Here is an 843-nt window from a genome sequence, read left to right on the forward strand (position 1 = left end):
TCACAACCTGGCGGTGGTCCGCCATGTGGCCGACCACGTGATGGTCATGTACCTCGGCCGGCCAGTGGAAATGGGCCCCAAAGAGGACATCTACACCCGCCCCCTGCACCCCTACACCCAGGCCCTGCTGTCGGCCACACCGACCATCCACCCGGACCCGGACAAGCCGAAAATCAAGATCGTCGGCGAGTTGCCCAACCCGCTGAACCCACCGTCCGGCTGCGCCTTCCACAAGCGCTGCCCGTACGCCACCGAGCGTTGTAGTACCGAAGAGCCGGCCTTGCGTTTGCTCGACAGCCGCCAGGTAGCGTGTCATTACGCCGAGCAATTTCTCGAGGGTGCGGCCTGACAAACTACTGCACAGGTACCTGTGGGGGCCTACTCGCGATGGCGCAGTGTCAGTCACAATCAATGTCGACTGATCCACCGCCATCGCGAGCAAGCTCGCTCCTACAGAGTAATTTCAACCCAACCAGAAAAAACAGGCCCGCCGGTAGGCCGCCTCGCCCGCCTTTACCACTCAGGCCGACTGTCAGGTCGCCGTGCTCTGGCTTTTGATCTTGATCCACCTGCCCCTTCGGCAGGCTGAGCGAAGGTGTCCATCAGGGGGCAGGCGCGTAGCGCCGTGCGGCGAAGCCGCATGCATCGAGAGGAGGTGCAGCGAAGCAAACCGTAGGCGATGCCCCCTGATGGGCACCGCAGCGAAGGTACCCCGAGCCTTAGCGAGGGGCCGAACGCTGGGGCAAGACTTTTTGGGTACTTTGGGCTGGGCCGGCACTCCGGCGTTTGACAAAAGTGCCTCGCCGTAAGGGCCAGCCCTTTCAAGGTCTTTTGACTTTAGCG

1 protein-coding gene is annotated in these 843 nt (G+C 62.5%); it reads left to right on the forward strand.

Going from position 1 to position 843, the window contains the following annotated elements; genetic code table 11:
* Window positions 1–349: oligopeptide/dipeptide ABC transporter ATP-binding protein (locus tag ACM6IP_RS23990; protein ID WP_414862407.1), on the forward strand; the 349-nt coding region annotated here is incomplete at its 5' end.
* Window positions 350–843 lie beyond the last annotated feature (494 nt).

Origin of the sequence: Pseudomonas sp. IT-P176, assembly GCF_949767245.1 — a bacterium.
Lineage (GTDB): Bacteria > Pseudomonadota > Gammaproteobacteria > Pseudomonadales > Pseudomonadaceae > Aquipseudomonas.